24 protein-coding genes are annotated in these 26,457 nt (G+C 36.4%); 6 read left to right on the top strand and 18 right to left on the bottom strand.

Going from position 1 to position 26,457, the window contains the following annotated elements; translation table 11 throughout:
- Positions 1–198 precede the first annotated feature (198 nt).
- Together JFL43_RS10140 and JFL43_RS10135 are read right to left on the bottom strand one after the other, a co-directional pair.
- Positions 199–972 carry an SDR family NAD(P)-dependent oxidoreductase gene (locus JFL43_RS10140; protein ID WP_234447712.1) on the bottom strand — a complete coding sequence of 258 codons (774 nt, stop codon included), beginning with the start codon at positions 970–972 and terminating at the stop codon, positions 199–201.
- Positions 938–1,882 (bottom strand): MBL fold metallo-hydrolase, encoded by a 945-nt coding sequence (locus tag JFL43_RS10135; protein ID WP_200748966.1) that lies wholly within the window; start codon positions 1,880–1,882, stop codon positions 938–940. Before JFL43_RS10135 ends, JFL43_RS10140 begins: the two co-directional genes overlap by 35 nt.
- A 383-nt stretch (positions 1,883–2,265) precedes the next feature.
- Here JFL43_RS10135 and proC point away from each other — a divergent pair, with 383 nt between their 5' ends.
- From proC to JFL43_RS10110, 5 genes are all read left to right on the top strand, one after another.
- Entirely contained in the window at positions 2,266–3,075 is an 810-nt protein-coding gene (gene proC / locus JFL43_RS10130) for a pyrroline-5-carboxylate reductase (protein ID WP_200748965.1), read from the top strand.
- A 438-nt stretch (positions 3,076–3,513) separates the two neighbouring features.
- Complete coding sequence (locus JFL43_RS10125; protein ID WP_200748964.1) at positions 3,514–4,113, top strand: glycosyltransferase family 2 protein; 600 nt, start codon at positions 3,514–3,516, stop codon at positions 4,111–4,113.
- Positions 4,114–4,256: 143 nt separating this feature from the next.
- Positions 4,257–4,856, top strand: coding sequence for a glycosyltransferase family 2 protein (locus tag JFL43_RS10120; protein WP_100797102.1), 600 nt, complete (start codon positions 4,257–4,259; stop codon positions 4,854–4,856).
- Between the two features lie 65 nt (positions 4,857–4,921).
- Positions 4,922–5,950, top strand: a complete 1,029-nt coding sequence (locus tag JFL43_RS10115) for a polysaccharide biosynthesis protein (RefSeq protein ID WP_200748963.1) — start codon at positions 4,922–4,924, stop codon at positions 5,948–5,950.
- Positions 5,947–6,804, top strand: a complete 858-nt coding sequence (locus tag JFL43_RS10110; protein ID WP_200748962.1) for a dTDP-4-dehydrorhamnose reductase family protein — start codon at positions 5,947–5,949, stop codon at positions 6,802–6,804. Before JFL43_RS10115 ends, JFL43_RS10110 begins: the two co-directional genes overlap by 4 nt.
- Before the next feature lie 1,264 nt (positions 6,805–8,068).
- Here JFL43_RS10110 and JFL43_RS10105 read toward each other — a convergent pair.
- The gene (locus tag JFL43_RS10105; protein WP_200748961.1) at positions 8,069–8,620 is read right to left on the bottom strand and encodes a hypothetical protein; all 552 of its coding nucleotides are present in this window, start codon (positions 8,618–8,620) and stop codon (positions 8,069–8,071) included.
- A 350-nt stretch (positions 8,621–8,970) separates the two neighbouring features.
- Here JFL43_RS10105 and namA point away from each other — a divergent pair, with 350 nt between their 5' ends.
- Positions 8,971–9,990, top strand: a complete 1,020-nt coding sequence (namA, locus tag JFL43_RS10100; RefSeq protein WP_200748960.1) for an NADPH dehydrogenase NamA — start codon at positions 8,971–8,973, stop codon at positions 9,988–9,990.
- Between the two features lie 251 nt (positions 9,991–10,241).
- Here namA and JFL43_RS10095 read toward each other — a convergent pair whose 3' ends face one another.
- The 15 genes from JFL43_RS10095 to JFL43_RS10025 all read right to left on the bottom strand — a co-directional run bounded on the left by JFL43_RS10095 (position 10,242) and on the right by JFL43_RS10025 (position 26,323).
- Positions 10,242–10,985: a histidine phosphatase family protein gene (locus JFL43_RS10095; protein WP_325166659.1), complete on the bottom strand. Its 744-nt coding sequence runs from the start codon at positions 10,983–10,985 to the stop codon at positions 10,242–10,244.
- Positions 10,986–11,878: 893 nt separating this feature from the next.
- Positions 11,879–12,817, bottom strand: a complete 939-nt coding sequence (locus JFL43_RS10090; RefSeq protein WP_200748959.1) for an SDR family NAD(P)-dependent oxidoreductase — start codon at positions 12,815–12,817, stop codon at positions 11,879–11,881.
- Positions 12,818–12,876: 59 nt separating this feature from the next.
- Positions 12,877–13,473, bottom strand: coding sequence for a TetR/AcrR family transcriptional regulator (locus JFL43_RS10085; protein ID WP_200748958.1), 597 nt, complete (start codon positions 13,471–13,473; stop codon positions 12,877–12,879).
- Positions 13,474–13,752: 279 nt separating this feature from the next.
- Positions 13,753–16,830: an AAA family ATPase gene (locus JFL43_RS10080; RefSeq protein ID WP_200748957.1), complete on the bottom strand. Its 3,078-nt coding sequence runs from the start codon at positions 16,828–16,830 to the stop codon at positions 13,753–13,755.
- Entirely contained in the window at positions 16,827–17,996 is a 1,170-nt protein-coding gene (locus JFL43_RS10075; RefSeq protein WP_200748956.1) for an exonuclease SbcCD subunit D, read from the bottom strand. Before JFL43_RS10075 ends, JFL43_RS10080 begins: the two co-directional genes overlap by 4 nt.
- A gap of 562 nt (positions 17,997–18,558) precedes the next feature.
- A complete protein-coding gene (locus tag JFL43_RS10070) occupies positions 18,559–18,855 on the bottom strand; it encodes a CHY zinc finger protein (protein WP_200748972.1) in 297 nt (98 codons plus the stop codon).
- Between the two features lie 18 nt (positions 18,856–18,873).
- Positions 18,874–19,680, bottom strand: a complete 807-nt coding sequence (locus JFL43_RS10065) for an energy-coupling factor transporter transmembrane component T family protein (protein ID WP_200748955.1) — start codon at positions 19,678–19,680, stop codon at positions 18,874–18,876.
- Complete coding sequence (locus tag JFL43_RS10060; protein ID WP_200748954.1) at positions 19,677–20,555, bottom strand: ATP-binding cassette domain-containing protein; 879 nt, start codon at positions 20,553–20,555, stop codon at positions 19,677–19,679. Before JFL43_RS10060 ends, JFL43_RS10065 begins: the two co-directional genes overlap by 4 nt.
- Positions 20,540–21,352: an energy-coupling factor transporter ATPase gene (locus tag JFL43_RS10055; RefSeq protein WP_200748953.1), complete on the bottom strand. Its 813-nt coding sequence runs from the start codon at positions 21,350–21,352 to the stop codon at positions 20,540–20,542. Before JFL43_RS10055 ends, JFL43_RS10060 begins: the two co-directional genes overlap by 16 nt.
- 18 nt (positions 21,353–21,370) lie before the next feature.
- Positions 21,371–22,186 (bottom strand): SDR family NAD(P)-dependent oxidoreductase, encoded by an 816-nt coding sequence (locus JFL43_RS10050; RefSeq protein WP_200748952.1) that lies wholly within the window; start codon positions 22,184–22,186, stop codon positions 21,371–21,373.
- A 4-nt stretch (positions 22,187–22,190) separates the two neighbouring features.
- Positions 22,191–22,589, bottom strand: a complete 399-nt coding sequence (locus JFL43_RS10045) for a MaoC family dehydratase (RefSeq protein WP_200748951.1) — start codon at positions 22,587–22,589, stop codon at positions 22,191–22,193.
- Positions 22,590–23,033 carry an FAS1-like dehydratase domain-containing protein gene (locus JFL43_RS10040; RefSeq protein WP_200748950.1) on the bottom strand — a complete coding sequence of 148 codons (444 nt, stop codon included), beginning with the start codon at positions 23,031–23,033 and terminating at the stop codon, positions 22,590–22,592.
- Between the two features lie 2 nt (positions 23,034–23,035).
- Positions 23,036–24,193 carry a thiolase family protein gene (locus tag JFL43_RS10035; RefSeq protein WP_200748949.1) on the bottom strand — a complete coding sequence of 386 codons (1,158 nt, stop codon included), beginning with the start codon at positions 24,191–24,193 and terminating at the stop codon, positions 23,036–23,038.
- 1 nt (position 24,194) lies between these two features.
- On the bottom strand, positions 24,195–25,673 hold the full coding sequence (locus tag JFL43_RS10030; RefSeq protein ID WP_200748948.1) for an AMP-binding protein: 1,479 nt from the start codon (positions 25,671–25,673) through the stop codon (positions 24,195–24,197).
- 71 nt (positions 25,674–25,744) lie between these two features.
- A complete protein-coding gene (locus JFL43_RS10025; protein ID WP_200748947.1) occupies positions 25,745–26,323 on the bottom strand; it encodes a biotin transporter BioY in 579 nt (192 codons plus the stop codon).
- Between the last annotated feature and the right edge of the window lie 134 nt (positions 26,324–26,457).

The raw sequence follows: 26,457 nt of genomic DNA, 5'->3' as shown, positions 1-26,457 counted from the left end.
TCTATCATAACTACATTCATCTGAAACCACTATATATAAAAGAAAAAAGGACTATTCAAAGTAGAAATCCCCTACTTGAATAATCCCTTTAACGGATGAATCTATTTATACACTCAATACAGTTATTTCTGCATAAATATAATTTCTGATAATTAAAGTCATCTATAATTCCAAATACAATAATGTATATTCATAAATTTACTTTTTATTAAAAAATCGCTTCCCTAGTTTTTCTACAATAGATGGAGCAACCGCATAAAGCTTACTTGTAATCGCCATATACGATGGTAAATTAACTTCTCGTACATTTCGCCCAACCGTCTTCACTGTCGCTTCCGCTACTCGCTCTGGTGTTAATAGCACATTTTTCATCGAGTCGCGATATGTGTCTGTTTTATCCGCATGATCCAAAAATGGTGTATCAATTGGACCTGGATGAATCGCTGTCACATGAATGCCAAATGGTGCAAGCTCCATGCGCAAAGCATTTGTAAAACCGATAATCGCATGCTTTGTTGCTGCATATACAGAAGCTTTCGGAGTAGCAACCTTCCCCGCTTGTGAGCCGATGAAAATAAGTTGACCACTTTTTCGCTTCATCATATTACGCGACAACTCTTTTGCTAAAAGGATCGGCGCTTGGATATTCACATGAAGCATCTGCTCAATTTCTATTTCCGTTAAGTCAGATGCATACTCAAAAGTACCAACACCAGCAGAAAAAATTGCCACATCAATTGCTGGTAATTTTTTAAGTAACAAATGAATTCCTTCTATAGTAGAAAGATCAGCTTGAATCGTTTGTATGTTCGGTGCGGTAAATGACTGCAAAACTTCTATAGAACGGCCAGTCGCAATTACCGTATGCCCACTAGTCGCAAGCAAAGCCACGATACATTTGCCAACTCCACTCGTGGCTCCTGTAACGAGGATTGTTTTACGCTTGTTCATAAAGATAGACGCCTTCTTCATTCATGTTCTCCTTAATCAGCCCTTCAGCTAATAAATAATCTAGCTGACCAATTGTTTCTGATAAAGTCAAACCTAGCTCCTTCTCGTAAGCATATGGGAATAGCTGCACAGTGAGGTCAAACGTAGTCTTTGGTTCACCTTGCAACATGCCAAGTACTTTCATCGCACGATTATGCTGCTTTTCAAGGCGTTCCTTTATAAGCTCATGCACATTGCGAACTTCTTCCCCGTGACCGCTATACACTACATCAATAGGTAAAGTTAATAACTTTTTCAATGACGCATTTTGCTGTAATAATGATTTTGCACGCTTCGCTTTCGGGTTCAATGGTGGTTCAATTAAAGGATTGGGTGAAACATGGGCAATCAGTAAGTCCCCACCAATCATCTCTTGTTTTTCTTCATGCCAATAAACTAAATGACTTTGCGCGTGTCCTAGTGTCTCCATCGCAATGACACCAGGATGTCCCGGTAGTTCATCCCCGTCATGCAAAATAGATGTTAAAGGTTTTGTTCCGACAAAATCAGTAGATCTTGTCATCTTTTTTACCCAAGAAAAATATTCTTTTGGCACGCCCTCTTCTATTAAGCGATCTGTATAAAAATCAAAATGCGACGCAAGAAAGACCGGATCTCTACGTAGCCAAGCATCATTATATACATGACCCAGCACCTTAGCGTTTGGAAATGCATCAACTAAGCCCATATGATCTGGATGATGATGCGTTAAAATAACTTGCTCTATATCTTCAAAGCGATAGCCCGCTTCTTTTAAACCAAATTTTAAAGCTTCATACGCTTCCGGCGTTTTCGTCCCAACATCAACAATAGATAAAGCGTCTCCTTTTAGTACATATGAATTCACAGTCCCAACTGCAAATGGCGTTGGCGTGATAATCTTTTGAATCATGACAAAATCCCCCTAAAAAATGAATGACTATTCACCTCATTGTACAAGATTTTCACGAAACCGTCACCTGAAAATGTTGACAAAGTATTGTTAAGACACTATACTTGCAATCACATACAAAAAAGCGTAGACGAAGAATACTACAAATGATGATGGTGAAAAGAGAGTGTGACCACCGGCTGCAAGTCACATGACCCGCTCAACATTTGAAACCTACTTCAGAGCTGCTATGAAAACATAGCCGTCCCTTAGCGATAATAAGGAGCGAAAGTTGTGCTAATTCATTTAGCAAAACAAGGTGGTACCGCGGAAACATGCGTTTTCGTCCTTTATATAAAGGATGGGAAGGCTTTTTTTATTGAAAAAAACAGGAGGCGACAATTATGCAGACAATTGTATTTGCTGGCGCAGGTTCAATGGCAGAAGCAATGATTCAAGGTTGGGTAAAAGAAGGTGTCGTATCACCTAAAAAAATTCATATTATGAATAAATCTGATCGTCAAAAACTGAATCGTATCGCTAATGCTCATGGCGTACAAATTGTTTCTGACAGTCGCGATATTGTAAAAGTTGCAGATTGCATTATTTTGGCTATGAAACCGAAAGACGTTATAAAAGGAATGGAAGCTTTAGCACCCCTTATTCAAGAACACACCGCTGTCTTATCCGTTGTTGCAGGTATTTCTATCTCAACAATTGAAAATAGTTTAGGGAAACGACCAATTGCTCGCGTTATGCCAAACACATCGGCAACAATCGGCATGTCAGCAAGTGGCGTATCATTTAACGAACAAATTGATGCTAGTTTAAAACAAGAATTTATGACAATGTTAGAAGCAATCGGTACAGTAATTGAAGTAGAGGAAGATAAACTACATGTAGTAACAGCCGTTTCAGGAAGTGGCCCCGCATACCTCTATTATCTAATCGAAGCGTTTGAACAAGCCGGTATGCAATACGGTCTATCACGCGAAACCGTACGGTCACTTGCCGTTCAAACAATGGCAGGTGCTGCAGAAATGCTAAAACATTCTACCGATGATCCCGCTGATCTTCGTCGTAAAGTGACAAGCCCAGGTGGCACAACTGAAGCCGGCATAAAAGCCTTAGAAGAAAATCACTTCAAAGACGCCATCATCGCATGTATCCATGATGCAGAAGCAAAATCACGTGAATTAGCGAAAAGTGAATAATATGAATGACATTAACCCTGGAAAAGCATCGATTTACTATGCTCTTTCAGGGTTATTTTATTCAATACTTATAGCTAAATGCGAATGAAAGATGCTTTTTTACTTGGAACAGTAGAAATTCACATATTCATCCTCATAATTGTTCTGAAATATAACCTCATACAAAGCCATTACATCCCCTGCCCGTTTCGAATACGATTTTCCTTACCGTCAACCATATAAGCAACAATAGCCTTCAGAACATTTAAACGGTTACACGCATATAATAATTGAGGAAAGTCGCACTTTCAACGTAAATTATTCATACGATACCTTTTATTTAGTATGATGTGAAGAATCATTCACCGTGAGTTACGCTCCTTCGCATATGTAACGTGAAGAAGCATGATTTTGTCATACAGCACTATGAACAAACGATTAAAGAATTGAGGTACTTTTATGAAAATTAGTTTTATAACTCCAGCCTATAATAGCGAAAAATGGATTAAGACAATGCTAGACAGTATTCCTAAAGAATATGCATATGAATTGATTGTATGTGATGATTGTTCTACTGATAAAACAGTAGAACTATTAGAAGAATATAAAAAAACTTGCCCACAATTAAAAATATTATTTAACGAAAAAAATATTGGTGCTAGCAATACTTATAATAGATGTATTGCCGAAGCAACTGGTGATTATGTAGCCATAATTGATAGTGATGATCTATATTTGCCTACTATTAGAGAAGTTTTAGCACAAATAGATGGCGAACATGACATCTATTATTACAATATGATCACAAAACTTGGAGAACATTATATAAAAAGGGAAACAGACGGTTATTTATGGCCTGGGCAATTTAAAATTATTAGAAGAAGTTTTATAGGTGATGCAAAATTCACAATTAGACAAGGTGTTGCTGGTGATTGGGATTTTAATAGATCATTGGTTGATAAAAATCCTAAATGTAAGTTCACTGGTATATTCGCCTACTGGTATAACTTTCCTAGAGGAAATTCTGAATCCGATTTGCATATAAGAGGGCTGAAATAATAGTATATGCATAGATATTTTTTTGAACAAAATACTTAATTGTGGTGTGTATATATAATCGGATATTCATTTATAAACGTTGCTAACAACTGGTGGGGCTGGTTCATTTGGAAACATCATATTACAAGAATTGAGGTACTTTTATGAAATTTAGTTTTATAACTCCAGCTTATAATAGTGAAGAATGGATTACGACAATGTTAGAGAGTATTCCGAAAGAATATGCATATGAAATTATAGTATGTGATGATTGTTCTACTGATAAAACAGTAGAACTATTAGAAGAATATAAAAAAACTTGTCCTCAATTAAAAATATTATTTAATGAAAAAAATATTGGTGCTAGTGATACATATAATCGATGTATTGCAGAAGCAACTGGTGATTATGTAGGCATAATTGATAGTGATGATAAATATTTGCCCGCTATTAGAGAAGTTTTAGCACAAATCGACGGAGAATATGACCTATATTATTACAATATGCTAACTAAAGATGGTCAGGAATTTATTAAAAAGGAAACAGATGGTTATCGATGGGCTGGGCAATTTAAAATAATTAGAAGAAGTTTTATAGGTAATGCAAAATTCACAAATAGAAAAGATCTTGCTGGTGATTGGGATTTTAATAGAGTCTTATTAGATAATAAACCCAAATGTAAATATACTGGTATATTAGCGTATTGGTATAATTTCCCTAGGGATAATTCCGAATCCGATTTGCATCTAAAAGGGTTGAAATAATGGCATATGTGTTGTGATATTTCTATAACGTCCTACGGAAAAGAGAGGTGTGGAGATATAATTATATGTTTAAAGATAAAACGTTGCTAATAACAGGTGGTACTGGCTCATTTGGTAATGTGGTATTACAACGATTTTTAAATACAGATATCAAGGAAATTAGAATATTTTCAAGAGACGAAAAAAAACAAGATGATATGCGCATTTTATATCAGAATGATAAAATCAAATTTTATATTGGGGATGTACGTGATATTAGTAGTTTAAATAATGCTATGTATGAAGTGGACTATATTTTTCATGCGGCAGCCCTTAAACAAGTCCCCTCATGCGAATTTTTCCCAATAGAAGCCGTAAAAACGAATATACTTGGCACAGACAATGTATTAACTGCTGCGATAAACGCAGGTGTAAAAAAAGTTATTTGTCTTTCTACAGATAAAGCCGCATACCCTGTAAATGCTATGGGGATTTCTAAAGCGATGATGGAGAAAACATTCATTGCCAAGTCTAGAATGGTCAATCCTGACAAAACGCTAATTTGTGGAACTAGATACGGTAACGTTATGGCATCTCGTGGATCGGTCATACCATTATTCGTAGAACAAATTAAGGCTGGAAAACCTTTAACGGTAACTGATGCCAAGATGACTCGCTTTATTATGAGCCTAGATGAAGCTGTCGAATTGGTTTTATATGCTTTTAAAAATGCTGCGAATGGTGATATTATGGTTCAAAAATCACCAGCTTCTTATGTAGCAGATTTAGCACAAGCACTGAAAGAATTATTTAAAGTGGACAATGAAATTGAAATTATCGGTACTCGTCACGGAGAAAAAATTTACGAAGTACTCCTTACTAAAGAAGAAGCTGCCAAAGCGAATGATTTGGGTAAATTTTATAAAATCCCCGCAGATAACCGCGATCTGAATTATGGGAAATATCTTGAAAAAGGTTCTCCTAAAATCACTTTAACGGATGAATACAACTCAAATAACACTAAAATTCTTAAAGTAGAAGAAATAAAAGAGAAATTGCTAAAACTTCCTTTTATTCAAGAAGAACTGCGCAAATGGAATGGAGGAATAAATTGAAATTTTTAGTTCTTGGAGCAACTGGAATGGCTGGTCACACGATCTCATTATATTTAAATGAGAAAGGTCATGAAGTCACTACCTATTCGAGAACATCTTTTCCATATTGCGAGAACATAAATGGTGATATTACGGAAAAGTTATTATTACATTCTATTCTATTAAACAACTATGATGTCATCATAAATTGCATAGGTATCTTAAACCAATCATGTGATGCAGATCCATCAAAAGCTGTCTATATAAATAGTTACTTTCCACATTCCATTGTTGAACAATTGAAAAACACCCATACTAGACTAATTCATATGAGTACAGATTGTGTTTTCTCAGGAAAATCAGCACCGTATACTGAAAATAGTGTTCATGATGGTGAGACTTTTTATGATAGAACAAAAGCTTTAGGCGAAATTGATGATAATAAGAATTTAACCTTCAGAAATTCGATCATTGGTCCAGATATGAAAAAAGAAGGTATTGGCTTATTTAATTGGTTTATGAAACAAAAAGGAACCATTAGCGGCTATACGGGCGCTATTTGGACTGGAGTTACTACCCTAACTTTAGCCAAAGCGATGGAGAGAGCTGCAATTGAAAATGTTACCGGGCTATATAATCTTGTGAATAATACGAGTATTAGTAAGTTTGATTTATTAAAATTATTCAATGAAAATTTCAAAGAAAATGAAGTAAATATTTTGCCTAGTCATTCCGTTAATGTTGATAAAACATTGATCAATAACCGAAACGATTTTTCATTCGAAGTACCCAGTTATGAAAAAATGATAATAGAGATGAAAGAATGGATCTGGACACACAAGAACTTATATCCTCATTATTTTAGTGAAAGTTGAACATGCGCTTCGGATAAAAGCGAATTACTCCATTAAACTCCTCCATTACTGAAAACAGTCACTTTATTCCCTCTAAAAAGCTACTATTTTTCAATTCCATTCGGAAAGAAATCTATACTCCCATGAAATAATGTGCTGAATCCTATGCATATTAGTAACGGGAGTTTTTTTATCTCTTTTGATATTGGCATTTATTTGGGGGAATATGCAGCAAGAAGAACTGCAAATGACTTTCCAACAGTAGAATCTAGTCCTATTAGTACAAGTATAAAGAGCATTCGGATTTCTCCACATTGAGAGATTTCCATACGCTCTTCTACTACTTTCTGATACTAAGCAACTTCCTCAAAATCAGCTTCTTTTTTGTAAACTTCGCCTAGCCATCCATAAACTGTTTCATTTCTTTATCAAATTCATCCAACTTACACATACCCTTTTCCTTAAAAACTTTCCTGCAACTATATTTTTTATCTTATTCTATAGTTTTTTTGAGTCATAGAAGCTAATACCTGAGTCACAATAGATGGGCTGCGAGTCATAGAAGTTGATGCCTGAGTCATAATAGAAGAGCTGCGAGTCATTGAAGTTGATGCCTGAGTCGCAATAGACGGGCTGTGAGTCATAGAAGATGATGTGAGTCATAATAGATGGGCTACGAGTCATTGAAGTTGATGCCTGAGTCATAATAGAAGAGCCGCGAGTCATTGAAGTTGATGCCTGAGTCACAATAGATGGACTGCGAGTCATTGAAGTTGATCTGAGTCATAATAGAAGAGCCGAAAGTCATAGAAGCTGATGCCTGAGTCACAATAGATGGACTGCGAGTCATTGAAGTTGATCTGAGTCATAATAGAAGAGCCGAAAGTCATAGAAGCTGATGCCTGAGTCACAATAGATGGACTGCGAGTCATTGAAGTTGATCTGAGTCATAATAGAAGAGCCGCGAGTCATAGAAGCTAATGCCTGAGTCACAATAGATGGACTGCGAGTCATAGAAGTTGATCTGAGTCATAATAGAAGAGCCGCGAGTCATAGAAGCTAATGCCTGAGTCATAATAGATGGGCTGCGAGTCATAGAAGCTGATGCCTGAGTCACAATAGACGGGCTGCGAGTCATAGAAGTTGATGCCTGAGTCATAGTAGAAGAGCCGCGAGTCAATATTTACCTGACTTCTCTCTCAATATGAGCAAGCAGGGCTGAAGCAAAAAGCGTAAGTATTTCTTCTAAAAACCATAACTTCATTATGAATTGCTATGTCGAGTTTTAATGCTGATTTTTTCTTAAAAGTTGGTTGTATTCATTCCAAAAACCTTCATACATTTCTTTATCAAAGTCATCTATAATTTGTTTTTCATTCGATTGTTCAAATAGCTTTTTTGCTTCCAGGGCAAATGAAACAACTTGGTTTTTATAGTCGTTTTTATTTAATCTGATTTCGAGTCCATTAAAGTGCACACTCCCAGATTCCGGGCTAGTTGTAGTAACTTTAACAAAATCCGATAGAATCACTTCGTCGTCCATATGTTTTACAGACCAATGAATTGAAATCGGACAACCCATCATTAAAATTAAACCGCAACCATGGAGAATTAGCCCTTCTTCATGATTAGGGTCACAAATATAATCTTTATCAAGGGTTCTTAACAATGCTAATGCAGACTCACTAATCCCCCATTCTTCGTATATACCAGATTGTGTAATAATAGTCTCATTAACGTTCAAGTAAATTTCACCGTGTGAGCATAAGTCTTCTTCATCGTTGTAGAGCCATTTTTGATTTTCAATTTTTATTATCAAGCGGTTAGAGTGTTCCATCAAAATTCACCTTTTCCATTAAATTCAGTTCAACGAGTAACAAATTACATCTCTTAAACTATTATAGGGTTCATTGGGTGAATTTAAAGAACTTTCCACAATCATTTTACTCTCTGCTTCTTGATCGCTACAATGTTTAACACCAACTGAGAAATGGAACCAATTCAAATAATGGTCACGATACTTTATATTATGTCATTGAAATGATGCAAGTGAACTAAAACCCGATATTACATCTTCAATGAACACTCTCATCAAAGTACTGTAATGTATTCAAGTCTTTTTAATAAACCTAATTCCTACTGTTTTGCTATAATATAGTCATTAATAGAATTGGAGTGATTTCATTCATGGCAAAATTATTTGAACCCTATACGATAGGTAATGTAACATTAAAAAACCGCATTGTAATGTCACCCATGTGTATGTATGAATGCTCTGATGAGGACGGTTTGGTCCAGGATTTCCATAAAATTCACTATGCAACAAGGGCTGTTGGTCAAATAGGTCTTATCATTTTGGAAGCGACGGCCGTGCAAGAAGAAGGACGTATCTCACCACAAGACCTCGGTATTTGGAGCGATGAACATGTTAATGGCTTATCTGAATTAAATCGCTTAATGCATGATGCAGGCTCCAAAACAGGTATTCAGTTGGCACATGCTGGCCGTAAAGCACAGCTTGAAAGCAATATTTATGCACCTTCTGCCATTGCCTTTAGCGATGAATATAAAACGCCAATTGAAATGACAACAGATGAAATAAACAATACGGTAGAAGCATTCAAAAAAGCAGCTATTCGATCAAAAGAAGCGGGCTTTGATGTGATTGAGCTACATGGTGCACATGGCTATTTAATAAATGAATTTTTATCGCCATTATCAAACAAACGTACAGATGAATACGGAGGCTCAGCAGGAAATCGCTACCGCTTTTTAAGTGAAGTCATCGATGCTGTAAAAGGAGTATTTGATGGCCCATTATTCGTCCGCATTTCTGCGAAAGACTATGCAGATGGTGGAATGGAGCCATCAGATTATATTCCAATGACACAATGGATGAAGGAGCAAGGTGTCGATTTAATAGATGTTAGTTCTGGTGCAGTTGTTCTTGCAAGAATTCCAGTATTCCCAGGCTATCAAGTACCATTTGCTGAAAAAATCAAACATGAAACACCTATTGCAACAGGTGCTGTCGGACTTATTACTTCCCCACTACATGCCGAGGAAATTTTACAAAATGACCGAGCAGACCTAGTCTTTTTAGCAAGAGAATTGTTACGTAATCCCTATTGGTCATACCGTGCTGCGAAAGAATTGGGTGTTGATATTGAAGCACTAAACGGCTCATATCAACGTGGTTGGAAATAACTTTCGTATAAAAAACTAATAGCCATTGTGCAAATGTCAATAAAGTCATTTAACTATATAGTTTGGCTATGTTAATTGATATTGTTGATATTTCAATAATAAATAAAAAGGACCAATTTTAAGGTCCTTTTTATTGTGTGCTTGTTCAACTAAAGCACTCCGTTCGTATTATAAGGTCAGCCAGATATTTCTAGTTGACCATTTTTTATATCGATATATGATAACTGTAGCCGGGGAGCAGCTCTCTAAACTCATACTTGTAGTTCATTTAAAGAAACCTGACCAATAATCTCAAACCCCAAACCTACCCCACGAGGTTTTACAATAACTGTTCCCATGTATGGGATTGCCCCCAAACCAATCCCTTTCGGAAAGCTGTGGGCAATGATAACTTTATTGCTACCTGCTGGTGGTGGAATTTCTAGGGCTGATTTGAGGTTATTTAGGATTCTTTGTTGTTCTGCTGCGCTTGAGTTGCTGCTTAAATTATATGTTTCAAGCCAGAAAGGGTCGACTTGGACGTTTTCTTTACCGAAAGCCAATTCTGCGGTTTCTCTCGTTCTACAAAATGGGCTGGCGAGGACAGGATAGTAAATAGGTATGTAAAGAGAGCGAAGTGCCTCTCCGTAGGTCATTGCTTGTCTTTTCCCTTCCTCAGAGAGATTTCTTTGGGTCGAACAATCCTGGAAGTTCATGTTTGCTTGATCTTCTCCTATTGTTGCTTCCCCGTGCCTAGCATATAGATTATATCCGCCATTACGAAGTAAAGTAAGTATTGGACTTGTTAGGAGTTTATCCCCTTTTGGTTTCATCGCTTCTGCTATCGTTGCTTCGTATCTGTGTGCAAGTGCTTTATTAAGATATTGCTGTTCTGCGTATTGATGAAATAAGGCCGGATTGTTTGCAGAAGCCATTTTTAAACGCTTGTAATGATCTACTTTTGCCAAATGGTACGACACTAAATGGTTAAGGCTTGGATTTTGTCGGTTAGTCAATGTTGTTTCTCCTTCAAATTGAATTTCCTTGACTATTACAATCTATGTTACTCGCCCTAAAGTGTAAATTATGTTTGCCTATTTAAAAACCAAATATGAGATACTTAATCCTTATTTGTATTTGATTTAATTGTCCTACCTTATTTAACAACCTCATCTTCAAAGAATTCTTCTACGTCGCCACGTAATAGTAAATTATATAGCAGGAAAGCAAGAAAATAAGCGTCAATTACAACCCTCCTAAACAACAGTTGGGATATATTTGACGCTTACATAAAAAAATAATATTTAGTTTGAAATAATACCTTAAAAGAGGATTATTTCACAATTTTTCAAACCTCACTTACTTATGGTACTGTTCACCGCACCAACTACTGTATATAATTGTAAAACACCAAAATGATTTGGCCCCTTGATTTAAGTCAATGACCAGTTATAATCTTCCTTTTAAAATGAAACCAACATTATAATATAGGAGGGTATATTATGGTTAACTCAGTAAAAAAACTATCGTATCAACGAAAATCTACTCTGATTGCTGGCAACTCCTTTGATTAAGTCATTATGATCAACAGCATCTTTGTATTACAAAATCTTAACAAGTATTTTTAAAAATGAATTTTCTTACTTTTATAATATCTATAATACTAAAAGCCGACACTAATAAATAATTTAGTGTCGGCTCATGATGTTATGGAAAATAAGGAACAATCGTAAAATAATTAGCGAGCGAAATAGCGCTTAATAATAGGGTAAATTACCTCCTAAATTGACACATAAACACGGATTTAGGCGGCTGGTCTATTTTGTCTATAAAACGTGGTTAACTATAATGAAACATGACCTATAGCCGTTTGGCAACCTTTCTACTTACTAGGCTATAATTCATATTTTTATTCTCTTTCCTCCATCCAAAATATTGTTTCTTGTATTCCCTGGCTGTAAGGTGTATTGGGTAAAGAGCCAATTTCTTTTTCATACTTTTCTCCACTCAATAGGACTGGGATTTCTGTTAAATACATCATTTCCACCATTTCTTTCATAAAAGGCGAAAAAACTCCAAGGAAGCGAATCATTCCTTTCGAAATACTCCGAACCTTTTTTGTATATCCAGTTGCATGGCAAATTATCATGATCAACTCTTCTCCTGTAATAGGGTGAGTTGAGGGAATATTCCAGTTTTTATTATACGTATCGGAGCGTTCCGCCAATTCAACCATTGCTCTGGCACCATCGTATGTATAAAGAAACTCTCTAGCCACCTTCGTATTTCCAACAAAATTCACTTTTTTATTATGAACCATGTTTTTTATCGTTTCATGAAGTATAGTATTTTCAGCATTTGGTCCATATAAATCAGGCATATGGACGATTAATGCTGGAACATTACAATTTTTTAATTTGTTTTCCATCTCTAGACGAATTTTCCCCTTTTTAGTGTGAGGGTTCTTCCTCATTTCTTCTGTTACCTTCAGTTTAGACTGTTGCCTTCCATAAGCATAAATATTATCGACAAATGCAATTTTTGCATGTTGTGATTCTGCAACCTTTATCATTATATCTAAGCATTTAAGATGTTTCTGAGCCCATTCTTGATAAGGAAAACTAATTGCATGAAAAATAACATCCACACCTTTTGCGGCCTCTAACAATTCACTTTCATTTAAAGCATCTCCTGAAAAGATGGTCACTTTGGATTGATCTTTAAAAAGAGATTCTAGCTTATCTTTATCTCTAGAAAATGCAATAATATCTATATTTCTAGAAACTAATTCCCTAACTAATGCATAACCCATTCCGCCGGACGCACCTACCACTAATGCCTTTTTCATAAATATTACCTCCCTTTAATTAACCACTGGTCAATAAAAATGAAAAATTTTCTCTAGATCTATAAATTAGATCTAGAGATTTTTTCTGAACTTAAGGATTTGATTAAAAAATCTACATGTGCATATGCAGCATCTTTTACTTCTTCAAAACAGGTAGCATACCCTCGATAAAAGACAACAAACCCATGTAGAGAAATGAATACAGCATAAATATCTTTAATTAACAATGTATTATTAGATAAGGTTTGGACAGCTTGAGCGAATTTTTGATAACTAAAATTTGCTGCCTCTTGAGACAACACATCTATTTCACTGTTTCTCAGCATGAACATAGATTCATATTGACTTTGATTGTTTAAACCAAATTCAATAAAGCTGATAAACAATTTGTAAAGTTTAGTACAATTTTCTTCCCTGTTAATAACAACCTCGTCTATAATCCCATTTAGCTCCAAAAAATACTCTTGCAAAACAACATAAAATAATTCGGCTTTGTTTTTGAAATGATAATAGATTGCCCCATGACTACAATCCAGTTCCTTTGCAATACTTCGCATAGATACTTGATGAAAACCTTCTTCGACAAACTTAGTACGTGCTTCATGTATAATCATTTCCCTAGTTAATTCTTGTGATGATTGTTTACGTGGTGACATTTTCTCCCCCCTTTTATTGACCGCTGGTTAATAAAAAGTATAACAACCTATAATTAATTTGACAACTACATATTATTATTTTAAATTACTGAAACAAATAACATTTCTTTTATGATTTTTTCAAATGCCCTTTAGTTTAGAGAGTGTAACTGAATAAATAGAAAAAGAAAGACCCTTTTTTGTAAAATTAAATCATCAAAACACAATTCACAAAAAGAAGTCTTCCCTATGGTTTCAAGCTGTTCTTTTCCACATAAAAATTAATCACCGATCTATTCCTTATTTAATATGGAATGTAGTATGACTATGGCCCTCTTTTGATTTTTTCACTTCTAAAATAGCCGGCATAGCTGCTTTAAGTTCTGCGACATGTGAAATCACGCCGATCATACGCCCTGATTTTTGCAAATCAATCAGTGTATCAATCGCTTTTGTTAAAGATTCCTCATCTAATGTACCAAAACCTTCGTCAATAAACATCGTATCGATTCGGATATTTCCTTGGAAACTTTGAATAACATCTGACATGCCTAACGCTAAACATAGTGAAGCATTGAACTTTTCCCCTCCTGATAGTGTTTTCACATCACGAGTTTGCCCAGTATAGGCATCATATACATCTAAACCTAATCCACTTTGCTTACCTCTTGCTTCTTGGCGATCACTGCGAATTAAATTGAATTGACCATTCGATAGCGGTTTTAAACGCTCATTTGCTGCATGAATAATTTGTTCTAAATACTCAATTTGAACATACCGCTCAAATGATATTTTCATACTATTTTGACCACGAAGTAAATCATAGAGACCAATAATCCGGCCACATGATGCCTCAAGATTAACTATATTTTTACTGATATCTGATAGATCATTGATCAGTTGAACGATTGTTTGATGATGCTTTTTAGAGTTATTCCATTGTTCAAATGCAACTTCATAAGCATGTTTCAGCTGATTCACAGAAGCTAACAATATAGCGAGGTCAATTACTTCTTTGCCCGCTACATATTCTTTTTCTTCTTCGATTTGAATTGCTAGTGTATACACTGTATTTTTATATTGCATACAGTCATCTTTTAATTGCTGGCATTCGGATTCATTTCTTCTAGCAGCTATATAGTCTTTCCCTTTTTCAAACCCAGCTTTTTCAACAGCTTGTTTAAACTCTTCTTGCGCTTTTTCAAGTAATTTATTGGACTCAAGTAAAGCAGTTGTTGCATGATTTAAATTTGCTTGTGCCGTTGTATTTTGCTCACTGGCTTGTTGCATACACTGTTGTGCCAATGTCCAGTTTTCCGCTAATTGTGTTTTCAACTGAATCGCTTCATTTATTAATTGATATAAATGATTTAGCGAAGTGATGTTTTGCGGAATGGATTTTTGTTTTTCTTCATAAATAGCCGCTGCATTGTTCAAGGCATTTAATTGATGTTGATATTTTTTTTCAAGTTGTTGCAATTGAATCTGGAATTCGGATACAGCTTGTTTTTGAGCTTTAGTTTTCTCTTTTAACTCATTCCATAGCTCTTTTTCTTTCTTTAATTGCTGAACATTAGCGAATAATGCTTTATATCGCTCCGTCAGTAATGGTCCTTGTTCTATCGTTACACTGAGTTCTTGCAGACTTTCTTCCAGCCCTTTAAATGTCTCCATTTCAGCCTGTAGCTGACCGTTTGTTACAAAGAATTGCTGCTCCAAATTTGAAGCATACTTTCGAACTTGTTCTAATTGACGCTCATCAATTACTTCTGCCGTTCCCTCATGTATCGTTGAATGCTCAGTGCTACCACAAACCGGACAGGGGGCACCTTCTACTAACTGTGCTGCAAGAATACTTGCTTGATTTGCAACCCACTTATCTTGTTCAGCTTTCGCCTTTTGTTCTGCATCTTTAAATTCTTTTTCTTGCTTATTCACTTTTACTTTTAAGTCGATTACCTTTTGTTGTTGCGTAGACCATGAATGGTAAACATGCGCGCGGTCTTTCAGTTGTGCGAGCTGCTCTATCTTTTCATCTAATGGATGTATTGTAGTTTCAAGTGTTGCAGACTGCTCTTCCACCGCTTGTAGTGATTGCAATCGCAGTTCATATAGCTGACTTTGCTCGGTAAATACAGCTTGTAGCTGATTAACTTCATGCTGTAATCTATCTTTTAGCTGACTCTGTTCTTCTAGTTCTTTGAATACAGGTTCAAAAGATTGTAGCTGCATGACCTTTTTCAAACTGTCATTACGCTCTGTCTCTTTTTGTTGTTCAGCTGTAAATTGAACGTTCACTTCTTCTAGTTGAAGCTTCATTTTTTGCTCTGCATTTTTAGCTTCTTCGAAAATTACCTCCTTCTGCAAAATCGTTTGCTTCGCCTCTCGGTAATACTGCTCAATCGGTATAATATGGCTTGCCTTTTCAGCCGCTGCCAGTTCACGTTCTTTTTCTAAGAAAAGTGGTTCTTGCTGTTTTAGTGCGAGAAATTTTTGTTCCTTCTCTTTAAATGACTCTATCTTTTGATTTAACGTAATGGCTTCATAGTGTTCTCGTTGTTTATCTTCATGTTGCTTTCCAACAGCTTTATAGTTAGTTTCATCTTTTGCTATTTGCTTTTCATAAAAAATGATTTCTTCCTGTAGCGCATCAATCAGTTGGTACATATTAAATTGATTTGTTTGTAGTAGCAGAAAAAGATTAGATTCCCTATTAGGGAGCGTGCTTGCAATTTTACTTGTGTGTAAGTCACGGACGGCTTTCGCCTGTTGTAATTGCTTATCAGCCTCATCCTTTTTCACCTTAAGCTGATCTGCTATATGTCGGTAGGATTCTGTTTTGAAAATTTTACGTAATATAGCTTCTTTATTTTCTGTTTCAGATGTTAACAGTTTACGGAATTCGCCTTGAGGTAGCATTACAATTTGTTTGAATTGATCTTTCGATAGGCCGATAATATCTTCTATTTTTTTATTAATTTCACCGACTTTTTGAGATTCAACTACTGGCTTTTCTCCAGTAGGAAGAATTTCGACAAGTTCAAATGATTCGCCTGTAGCAGTTTTATTTCCCTTTTTACGATGGGCTAGCTGGCGAAGAACACGATACTGTCTATTATGAATTTCAAAGATCAATTCTGCTGATGTATGTGTATCTTCATCTGCGAAGTCGCTTCGTATTTCTTTAATATCTGCACGATCCTCGCCGCTCGCACTTCCATACAATGCAAAGCTAATACCATCAAAAATTGTCGTTTTTCCAGCACCAGTTGCACCGGAAATAACAAATAAGCGATGCTCGCCTAATTCTCGAAAATCAATTGTTTCTGTTTTTTTATATGGACCAAATGCGGTCATTTTCAGTTGAATTGGCTTCATTTAACATCGCTCCCTACTTCACGTTCTTTCGCTAAGCCTTCTTGTAACACTTCTTGGAATAGTTGTTTTGTTGCATCTTCTACTTCTGCACCTACTATTTCCTTATAAAACGCCTCAAAGAGTGTTAAGTCGTCCATTTTTTGCCTTGATGTTGTTAGTTGCTCAGTACCATCTATTGTTTGTTTCATCAATTTGCGCTCCACATGCATAGCATTTGGGAAAACTGTGCGAATTTTCTCCATTGGAGAGATGATCGGTGCATCGTCAAGTAATTTTACATAAATATAGTCTTCACTTACTTCTGTTTTAAGTAAATTATCTAAATGATCCTCTACCGTACGCATATCTCTACGTGGCTGTAGTAATTTTTTCTCGATTGTCACTTGTCCATCTTCAGCTAAATCCACGATTAAATAACCTTTCTTATGATTTTCCTCAGAAATCGAATATTTCAAAGGTGAACCCGCGTAACGAATTGTTTCATTTAAAACGAAATGAGCTTGGTGTAGATGTCCAAGTGCGGTGTAATGAAACGGCTCAAAAAGTGCAGCATCAATGCACTCAGTACCGCCGATTGCTAAAGGTCGTTCAGATTCACTCGTATTCTCCTCTTCTTGCCCATGAGAAGTCACAAAAGCATGTCCAACAAAGACATGTCTAACCGTTGGATCCATCTTCTTTTTCAACTCATCTGTTATACGTTTCATCGCAGATTGGTGAGATTTGATGGAGTCATCATTAAACACATATCGAACTTGCGACGGATCAGCATATGGAATTAGGTGAAAATGCACTTTTCCGAATTCATCGTTTAGCACGACCGGTGATAGCTTGTCGTCAAGATTCCCTACTATATGTAAACCACTTTCCTTCATTAAATGACTACCAAAATGTAAACGACCTGGACTGTCATGATTTCCGGCAATGCTAATAAGCGGTATATGCCTTTTCAACACAATTTCCTCGAAAATATCGTCTAACAAACGGACCGCTTCTGTCGGAGGTACAGCTCTGTCGTATAAATCACCGGCTACAATTATGACATCTGGCTGTTCTTGGTCAATTTCAGCTAAGAATTGCTGTAAAATATATGCTTGATCTTCGGTCATATAAACCCCTTGAACAAGCTTACCTAAATGCCAATCAGCTGTATGAAATATTTTCATGAAAATTCCTCCTTTTAAATCGTATTATCTATTTTAACACTCTATCGATATTGTCGTGATTGAAAAATATTACACAGAATTCATTGTAAATTCAGTGTAACATAATCACAATACCAGAACAAGTGTTCCTTTTTATTTCAACTTATCAAATAGCTTTCAATTTGTAGATGTTTTGAGAGATTATACGCATTAGAACGTTAATATATATATATTAACGACCAGAGCTTTGAAAAGGGAAAATATAATTGATACGATGGTTCAGTTAGCTCATTTACTTGAGAGCGGCAAATGACGTCTGTAAACTAGTTCAAGAGTACATTGATCGGATTGTTGCGTATGATGAAAATAGGACCAAACTGAATTCCATAAACTACTTACACCTTCTGGAACAAGCTCAGGATTAGTTGTTGCTCTAGCTGCAAAATTCCGTCTTAAATATTCTTCAATTGTTTGTTCAGAACTACTTCTTTAAATACATTTAAAAATTCACTATATAATGTGAAAGCAGAGTTGGTTTTAATAAGAATCTAAAATAAAAAAAGAACCGAAAAATTCGATTCTCTTACACTTCAAAATATAAATGATAATGTGCCTCACAGCGCTCGTTAAATGCAGATCCACATTGTAAACAATGATTCGTCCCAACATATTCCGCAATCGTATGCTCTTTGTCACAGACACCACAGAGAATCGCTAACTCAGCCCATTCATTCTTTGACCAAACTTCCGGCATATGATCTTCACATGCAGCATGGCATTCAAAACAAGGATAGTATTTATCGCAACACTTAAATTTCAAGGCTACAATATCTTTTTGAGTATGATAATGCAGACAGCGTGTTTCATTATCAACTACCATTCCATATACTTTCACCTATTAACCTCCTAGCATCTTCAATATTAAAAAAGTCCCTACCATAAAAAGGCTAATACTCATCGCTATATAATCACGGGTTTCAAATCGCAATGTCTTATACCGCGTGCGTCCACTGCCATCGCCATAAGCTCTTGCATCAATGGCATTCGCTAAGTTTTCTGCTCTATTAATTGATGTAAATAAAAGTGGCACGATAATCGGTATATAACTTAATACCTTTTTCATAAGTGATTTATCTTCAAAATTAACGCCTCTAGCTTTTTGTGCTTCAATAATTTTGTCTAACTCCATTACAATTGTTGGGATAAAACGCAATGTAATAGCTAGCATTAAAGAAAATTGCTCAACTGGAAAACGTAGTTTTTTCAGCGGTTTGCAAAGTACTTCGAAGCCATAAGCTAACTCAAGTGGTTTTGTAGTTAAGGTTAATAGCGAGGTTATTAATACGAGCAAAATAATACGCACTACTAAACGACTTCCACTAATAATTCCTTCAATATATATAGACAAAATGCCGTAATGAAAAAGCAAGTTCTCTCCTTTTGTAAACAAAATATGATAAACAATCGTAAATGAGAGAATAAATAATATTGGCTTTAAGCCCTTTAAGAAAATGCGCCACGGAATATGTGACAACGTAATACAGCCAAATACAAAGAGGCCTGCTAACAGATAACCTGCAGCGTTATCGATTAAAAAGAATGCGATGACAATACAAAATATGCTTATTAATTTCGAGCGAGGGTCTAAACGATGGAAAACAGAAGATGTTTCAACAAACTGTCCAACTAGCACATTTTCAATCACAAAAGGTCATCCCCTTGTTTCGTAAAATATGCTACAACCTCTTCTAGAACAACTTCTTCCTGTAATGAATGTACTTCAATACGTTTACCAAAACGATGCTCAAATAATTTCAGAAGTTTTACAGAGTCAGGTATATCTAACCCAAATGCCTTTAATTCATGATCATGCTCTCGAAAAAGCGCGATTGGATTCTCTTGAAAGACTATCTCACCGTCATTCATAACGAGTACTTCATCCGAATACTCGGCAACTTCATTCATTTGGTGTGTTACGAATATGACGGTACGCTGTCCACCTCCAGCTTTTTGCCAATCATGGACTAATTGTAAAATCAGCTTACTTCCTTGTGGATCTAGACCAGCTGTAGGTTCATCCAAAATCAATACTTCCGGATTCATCATTAGCACTGTTGCAATTGCCACTCGTCTTTTTTCACCACCGCTTAATTCAAATGGTGCCTTGTCAAAATACGCTTCGGATAAACCAACTAGCTCTATAATAACCTTTGTTCTGTCATTGATTTCTTCCTTCTTCACGCCTTGATTTTTAGGTCCAAATGCTAAATCTTTCAAGACAGTTGTTTCAAATAATTGATGTTCGGGATACTGAAACACCAGTCCAACCTCTTGAATAATTTGGGCATTGCCCTTTTTAGAAAGCTTATTTTCTTGTCCATTGATTAATAATCTTCCAGCCGTAGGAGCTATTAATCCTTTTAATAGTTTCATTAAAGTAGATTTCCCTGAGCCTGTTTGGCCAATTACGGATAACCATTTTCCCGTTTCAAACATACAATTTAGTTCTCGTATGCTTTCCCAGCTGTCATTTGAAAGACTTGGATATTTGTAAGAGACATTTTCTAATTTGATGTCCATATATAATCAACAATCCCTTCTAGAGTGACTAGCTGCTTCGGAACTACAATTCCTGCTTCACTTAAGCGGCCCTTTAATTTCAAAGGAAGTGGTACATCCAATTCATTATTTTCTATCACCCTACTATTATGAAAAACATCTACCGGAGCCCCTTCTGCCACAATGACGCCACCATTTAAAACGAGCACTCTTGTGGCCTTAAGCGCTTCTTCCATAAGATGTGTTATATGAATAATCGTGAAGCCTTCATCATGTAGATGCTGCATGAGTGTCATAATACTTTTTTGGCCGTTGGGATCTAACATCGCTGTGGATTCATCAAAAACGATATATTTTGGTTTCATCGCTAAAATGGCTGCAATAGCTACACGCTGTTTCTGGCCCCCTGAAAGCTTATGCGGCTCTACATCTTTATAAGAAAGCATACCGACCTTCTTTAATGCATCTTCCGCAATCGATTGCATTTTATCCGGTTCTACCGCAATATTTTCTAAGCCGAAAATCACCTCATCAAAAACCGTCGTCGATATGAATTGATCTTCAGGATTTTGAAAAATCAAGCCGACAATTTGACGGATTTCTTTTAAGTTTTGTGGACTTTGCGTATCTAATCTATCCACCAATATTTGTCCTAGATACGGCTGGATTAGGCCGTTCATTAATTTTGAAAGCGTCGATTTACCTGAGCCGTTTGGACCGATAATTGTTAGAAATTCACCTTCCATTATTTGTAATGATATATTTTTCAACACCGCTTGCTGCCCATATGCAAACGATACATTGTCAAAAGTAAGCAAATCTTGCACCTTCTTTTATTAGTTTTCTCTACAAACTATGTCTTTTAGTTCTTCCAGCGTTAGTTCAGCATGTGAGGGTTTTTCCCATTTACCGATTTTGGAACCATTGACTGAAAACACTTGACCAGATACAGTACTGCTATCATCAGCTATTAAGACAACAACTTTAGCTACATCCTCTGGTGAACCCACTTTCCAAAAATCAGGGAACGGCTTGCTTTCTGCCTCACATTTTGCTTGAATACGCTCAATAACGGGTTGTGTCATATCTGTTAAAGCGGCAGGTGCTATTGCATTGACACGAATGCTAAAACGTTTAAGTTCTTCTGCCAATGTCCAAGTAAGCCCTAATATACCGGCTTTTACAGCACTATAGTTCACCTGACCAACCGTTCCCATCAAACCTGCTGTTGATGTCATATTTATGAGGCACCCGCCTTCATCACGAGTCTTCATATGTTGTACAACGGCTCTTGTACAAGCAAAAGTGCCTGTCAAATGGACATCTAGTACTTCCTGCCAAGCTTGATCTGACATATTGACTAGCAATTGATCCCTTGTAATACCTGCATTATTAATAAGAATGTCGATTTTCCCGAAATGTGTCAAAGTCTTGCTAACTATATATTCTGCCCCTGCAATTGTGGCAACACTTTCACAAATACCCATTGCATGTCCGCCTATTGAATGGATCTCATCGACTACTATTTGAACGCTATTCGCATTCGTTCCATTTACAGCAACTAAAGCACCCTCTTTTGCCATTTGTAGTGCAATACTTTTACCAATCCCTCTTGTGGACCCCGTTATTAGAGCAACTTTTCCCGTAAGCAATTTATCACCCTCTAACCTCTGTAAATTGAATAACACCGATGATCGCAGTATTTTCGTTTTCTTTCGTTGCCTCAATTTTTATAGCAATCGTGTCTAGTTCCTCTTCGATCACTACATATGAAAAAGTTAATACTTCGCCAACCAATACTGGCTGAATAAATTTTGTTTCATAAGAGACAACAACACTTGTTGGGAAAATGGTAGATAATCGACTTTCCGCAATTCCCATCACAAGCATGCCATGAACAATTTCACGTTCAAATCCCGCTTTTACAGCACTCTGAAAATCTAAATGAATTGCATTAAAATCTTTTGAAGTTTCAGCGTATTTTTTTACATCGTTTGCTGAAATAATCACGCTCTCATTAGCACAAATATAGTCACCTACAGTGAATGAAACCAATTATTCCACCTCATTTTCATCAAGTTCTCTTAAAATCAAAGTTGTTTCTGATGTGAAACATAATCTTTCATTTTGATAGCCTTCTAGTACATGTTTCAAAATCCATATAACGCTTGTAGAGCCTTGCTTTTTCATTACATCTTTCAAAAAAATTCTGCACTTATATATATCTCCAGCGACTATTCGTTTTATATAAGTAAACTTTTGTTCTCCGTGGATTAACGGGGCTTCTACTTGCTCTAACCAATCCAGTTTCGCATTTTGCCAAAATAAAATAGGTAATGTAGGAGGAGCAATAATATCGGGAAATCCAGCCTTTTTCGCAGTTTCCAAATCGTAATGTAACTGATTTCTATTTTTTATACTTCTCGCAAAGTTTTGAATGTCTTGTCGGTCAACTTTCACAGTAAAAGAATCTGACACCATTCCAGTTTTAAAGTGCATGATTACCTCACCCCTTCAAATAATGTAGCGAGTCCTAATCCACCACCAATTCCTAAAGTAGCGATTGCTTTCTTAAATGGCTTTTGCTGTATTTGGGTAAGCAATCGAGTAACCAAAATGGCTCCAGAAGCACCATACGGATGTCCTAATGCAATAGCTCCTCCTCCAGCATTTACTTTCGATTTGGGGATGTCCAAACATTTTAATGATGCAAGTACTTGAGAGGCAAATGCTTCATTAAATTCCATATATTCAATAGTTTCGATATGTAATTGGTTTCTATCTAGTAATTTCTTAACTGCCGGGACTGGACCAATGCCTAAATAGTTTGGATCGACTCCAGCTGCTACTGCATCAACGAACTTCATAACGGGTTTCAACCCAAGCTCACGACATTTTTCCCCTGACATAAGTAAAGCAACTGCTGCACCATCGTTTATCGGACATGCATTACCTGCAGTTACAACCCCTTTTTCTTTAAAAATCGGTTTCAATGTAGCCAATTTTTCTACATCTGTTGTTTTCCGCGGACACTCATCTTCTAACACAGTGACAATCTCTTTCCCTAACTTAACCGTGATGGGCACAATCTCTGATGAGAAATCTGTAGCAAGAGCTTTTTGATGACTTTCATATGCATAAGCATCCTGTTCCGCGCGTGAAATATTGTATTTCTCCGCTACATTTTCAGCTGCAATGCCCATATCAGGATCTCCGATTGTATCTGGTGAAAATCTTGAGCGCATATAAATTTCTGGTGCACCATTACTATATAGCGATGATGGTTTCTTCATACGCCAAGGCGCTCTACTGACACTTTCTACTCCACCAGCTAAGTATATATGTCCAGCACCACTTTGAATTAGCCGGGCTGCCATATTGATTGCTTCTAGACCTGACCCACATTGACGATCTACTGTCACACCAGGTACTTCTACAGGGAGACCTGCTGTTAATAAGGCAAGTCGTGCAATATTACCACCGGGTCCAACCGTGTTGCCCATGATAACATCATCAATTTCCTTTACTGGCAAATTGGCTTCACTCACAATATTTTGGATAACTTGCGCTAGTAGATCCTCTGGTTCAATATCCTTTAATATGCCACCAAGCTTGCCAATAGGACTGCGTTTAGCAAGTATGATAAATACGTCTGTCATATCAGAATGCCTCCAATAATTGTTTTTTCATCTTATCTCTAGCAATTTTCCCACTACTCGTATATGTAAATTGCTCTACGGACATTATGTTTTGTGGTATTTTATAAGTGGCTAAATGCTTCAGACAATACGCTTTTATTTGTGAATGTGTCATCTCTTTTCCTGCCTCCCACTGGATGATTGCAACAATTTTTTCTCCCCAGTACGTATCAAATTGACCAAATACCATCACTTCAGAAACTTCATCTGCTGCAAGAAGCACCCCTTCAACTTCTTCAGGAAAAACATTTAATCCACCACTAATCATCATATTTTTCGCTCGACCTGCAATATATAAATAACCGTCTTTATCTAATGATGCATAATCTCCGAGTGCTAACCAACCATTTTGCAACACTTTAGCTGTTTCTTTTTCATTGTCGAAATATCCTTCAAACATCATTTCACTAGAAACAAATAACTGTCCAATCTCATCCGTTTCAACCTCACTCCCATCATCACGACGAATTGAAATATTCACCTTAGGAAATGGTTTTCCAACAGATTGGGGCTTAAGCATTTGCTCAGCAGCTGTTACATAAGCGATAAAACTTGCTTCTGATGATCCGTAAAATTCAAAAATAGTACTGCCGGGAAAGAATTGCTGTGCATCTGTTTTCGATTCGATAGACCATTTTGCTCCAGAAGAAAGTATCGATTTTGGTGCAAAATAGATGCTAGCATTTTGTTTTAAATATGGAAGTATACCTTCTATCATTGTTGGAACGACATAGAGAATCATATTTTCAACTTTTTGCAATACATGTACCACTTTCTCTGGAGAAAATTTATCGATTAAATGGAAGGTAGCCCCTATGAAAAGTGTATGTATTGCAGCAAAAAGTGTCATAGAATGTACTAGTGGCCCTGGTGCAATGACGTGATCTGTTTGTTTTATTTGAAACGCATCATTTGTTGCATAAAAACTTTCGATCCAGGAAAGGTGGGACCGCATGAAGCCTTTTGGAGTACCTGTTGTGCCTGATGTAAATCCTATAAATAGTGTCGATGGTTGATGTAGAATAGTAGGAATGCTTCGTTTAAATTGCTGTTTCCACTCTGAATAACTTCTTCCTATAAAAATGATAGGACAATTATTGTTCAGTAGCTTCTCTTCAAATTCTTCATCTATAAAAAGCACTGCAGGTTTACACATGCCCAATACATAACTTATTTCCTTATCACTCCATTTTGGATCCATTGGAACTGGTATGAAACCTGCTGCAATTGCACCTAGGAAAATCTCAAAGAACTCCACTTTGTTGCGCATGAAAATCGCTACTTTGCAATGCTTTTGTGTACTTATACTTGAAAGACCAATAGCAACTAGGTCAATCGAATGGATAAGGTCTTTATATGTAATAGAAGCTCCAGCAAATTGAATCGCTATTTTACTTGGAGTCAACTGTTCATAAGATCGTATTTGATCGACAATATTCATAGAATTATCACGCCTTATAACTTAAATTTTATAAAAAAAGAGGAGAATTTCTTGTCTCCTCCTACGAAAATTCAACTAGATTGTTGCATGCCTTGTCTTAATACAGGTGCTTTTTTCGTGATGGGACTTACTGCTTTTAGCTGAACAGCAATCATTGCAGCGACTACTGCTTTTATAGTATCCCCTGGCAAAAATACAGCTGATCCTGTAATACCTGCCCAAATAGATGTGTTAGTCATAATGGCCATAATCGGTGCCCCAATTAAATTAATAAGTAGTACGCCACCAACAAAGTTCACGATGATCATCTTCCAGATTTTCATATTGTCCCATAATTTTTCTGTTAAATAACCGATAACAAAAGCCGCGATTGGCCAACTAATTAAATAGCCCACTGTTGGGCCCATAAAAACTGCAGGTCCGCCTCGTCCGCCTGCTAAAAGTGGTGCACCTAATGCAACCAATACGAGGAAAACGAGGACGCTCAAGCTACCCACTTTACGTCCTAAAATGCACCCTGCAAGCATAATGCCTAATGTTTGTGCTGTAATCGGTACTGGAATAATTGATATTGTAACCGGTGGAATAAGTCCTAGAACTGCAATTATTGCGGCAAAAAGTGCTGCCATTACCATATCTTTTGTCTTCAAAAATGTCATCTCCGTTATTTTATATTTATGTATCATTCTCACATCGTCGACAATGTAAATTAAATTAAAGCGCTTCAAAGAATTGTGTACGAGATCTAGGGAAGTAAAGTATGGAAATGATCTTCGTACACTAT

Source organism: Viridibacillus soli, from assembly GCF_016612995.1.
Lineage (GTDB): Bacteria > Bacillota > Bacilli > Bacillales_A > Planococcaceae > Viridibacillus > Viridibacillus soli.
Note: the sequence above shows the minus strand (reverse complement) of the source record. Positions and strands in the feature narration are given on the sequence as shown.

Bases quoted from the DNA above. Each gene is read 5' to 3' on its own strand.
- JFL43_RS10140 (WP_234447712.1), bottom strand. From the start codon at position 972: ATGAAGAAGGCGTCTATCTTTATGAACAAGCGTAAAACAATCCTCGTT.
- JFL43_RS10135 (WP_200748966.1), bottom strand. From the start codon at position 1,882: ATGATTCAAAAGATTATCACGCCAACGCCATTTGCAGTTGGGACTGTG.
- proC (WP_200748965.1), top strand. From the start codon at position 2,266: ATGCAGACAATTGTATTTGCTGGCGCAGGTTCAATGGCAGAAGCAATG.
- JFL43_RS10125 (WP_200748964.1), top strand. From the start codon at position 3,514: ATGAAAATTAGTTTTATAACTCCAGCCTATAATAGCGAAAAATGGATT.
- JFL43_RS10120 (WP_100797102.1), top strand. From the start codon at position 4,257: ATGAAATTTAGTTTTATAACTCCAGCTTATAATAGTGAAGAATGGATT.
- JFL43_RS10115 (WP_200748963.1), top strand. From the start codon at position 4,922: ATGTTTAAAGATAAAACGTTGCTAATAACAGGTGGTACTGGCTCATTT.
- JFL43_RS10105 (WP_200748961.1), bottom strand. From the start codon at position 8,620: ATGGAACACTCTAACCGCTTGATAATAAAAATTGAAAATCAAAAATGG.
- namA (WP_200748960.1), top strand. From the start codon at position 8,971: ATGGCAAAATTATTTGAACCCTATACGATAGGTAATGTAACATTAAAA.
- JFL43_RS10090 (WP_200748959.1), bottom strand. From the start codon at position 12,817: ATGAAAAAGGCATTAGTGGTAGGTGCGTCCGGCGGAATGGGTTATGCA.
- JFL43_RS10085 (WP_200748958.1), bottom strand. From the start codon at position 13,473: ATGTCACCACGTAAACAATCATCACAAGAATTAACTAGGGAAATGATT.
- JFL43_RS10080 (WP_200748957.1), bottom strand. From the start codon at position 16,830: ATGAAGCCAATTCAACTGAAAATGACCGCATTTGGTCCATATAAAAAA.
- JFL43_RS10075 (WP_200748956.1), bottom strand. From the start codon at position 17,996: ATGAAAATATTTCATACAGCTGATTGGCATTTAGGTAAGCTTGTTCAA.
- JFL43_RS10070 (WP_200748972.1), bottom strand. From the start codon at position 18,855: ATGGTAGTTGATAATGAAACACGCTGTCTGCATTATCATACTCAAAAA.
- JFL43_RS10060 (WP_200748954.1), bottom strand. From the start codon at position 20,555: ATGGACATCAAATTAGAAAATGTCTCTTACAAATATCCAAGTCTTTCA.
- JFL43_RS10040 (WP_200748950.1), bottom strand. From the start codon at position 23,033: ATGCACTTTAAAACTGGAATGGTGTCAGATTCTTTTACTGTGAAAGTT.
- JFL43_RS10035 (WP_200748949.1), bottom strand. From the start codon at position 24,193: ATGACAGACGTATTTATCATACTTGCTAAACGCAGTCCTATTGGCAAG.
- JFL43_RS10030 (WP_200748948.1), bottom strand. From the start codon at position 25,673: ATGAATATTGTCGATCAAATACGATCTTATGAACAGTTGACTCCAAGT.